Annotated in this window: 2 pseudogenes; both read left to right on the top strand. The window is 55.6% G+C overall.

The features are described from left to right. A pseudogene (locus AC1DVH_RS31360) lies at positions 1–118 on the top strand (GtrA family protein); the annotation flags it as partial. After that, positions 115–1237 (top strand): annotated as a pseudogene (locus AC1DVH_RS31355) (DUF6311 domain-containing protein); the annotation flags it as partial. The pseudogenes AC1DVH_RS31360 and AC1DVH_RS31355, both read left to right, overlap by 4 nt.

Raw genomic sequence — 1237 nt, 5'->3', positions numbered from 1 at the left:
GTTTGTCGCCTGGGCCGCGCAGATGGCGGGGTTGCATTATCTGCTGGGGATTGGTGCGGTGGCGCTAACGGTTCCGGCATTCACTTTTGTCTTGCACAATTTCTGGACGTACCGATGAAGCTTTCTACAACGCGCCGGGTGACTGCGCTGCTGCCCGTCCTTTTGGGAATCCTTGCATTTTTCATCGTGGTCGGCCCGCGGGCATTGAACCCGATGAATATTGCCTGGTTGGAGGGGGGGGCGATCCAGCCACCCATTACCTGGGCTGGGCTTTTTTCAGGCATTCACCCTGGACATTTCCGTTGGGGCTTAATCCGTCGTATGGGTTGGAATTGAGCAACGCGGTAATTTTCTCTGATTCCAATCCTCTGTTCGCTTTGATCTTCAAGCCGTTTTCGGCTCTGCTTCCTGAACCATTCCAGTATTTCGGGTTTTGGTTTCTGACGTGTTTCATCCTGCAGAGCTGGTTTGGCTGGAAGCTGACGGGGTTGGTCAGTCGCAATGTGGTGTTGCAATTGCTCGGTGCCGGGTTGTTTTTGTTCGTCCCGACGATGATTATCCGGATGGGAGTGCATTTATCCCTGGCCGGACATTTTCTCGCATTGGCAGCGCTTTATCTGGCCCTGCGCCCATTTACGCAAAAACGCTGTCTGGCATGGGGGGCGCTGCTTGGTGCGACAGCACTGGTGCACGCTTATTTGCTGGCGATGGTTGCATTGATCTGGACGCGGACCTTGCAGCCAAAGCCCTCCAGCGCCGCCTGAAGCCGGGCAAAGCGCTGACCGAGTTGATCGGTCTGTTCCTGCTGGTCAGTCTGTGTTGCTGGCAAGCGGGTTACTTCAGTGTTGGCGATAGTGGTCTTTCGTTAATGGGATATGGCTTGTTTCGGGCGAATGTCCTGACCTTCTTCGATCCGGGTACCTGGTCCTACACCCTGCGGGACATGCCAAGTGTGTTGGGCGACAGTGATGGGTTTGCCTTCCTGGGGGTGGGGTGTCATTTTCCTGCTCATCTGCGCTTTAGTGCTATTGCTGCAAGGGACGGGGGATCTTGGCGCCAAGGTTCGCCGTATCCAATAACGTAGGTGTAGGGTCATTCGAATTCCGGATTCCCCTGCCGGACGCCGTTGTAGCCGTCGCAACGATCTTCCGTGGCTCAGGGCGGATGATCTGGCCGGTGATGTACATGGTTATTTTTGTCACTCTTTATGTGGTTCGCGGGCATACCCCGCGCACGG

This window comes from Pseudomonas sp. P4_C3 (assembly GCF_056402075.1).
Note: the sequence above shows the minus strand (reverse complement) of the source record. Positions and strands in the feature narration are given on the sequence as shown.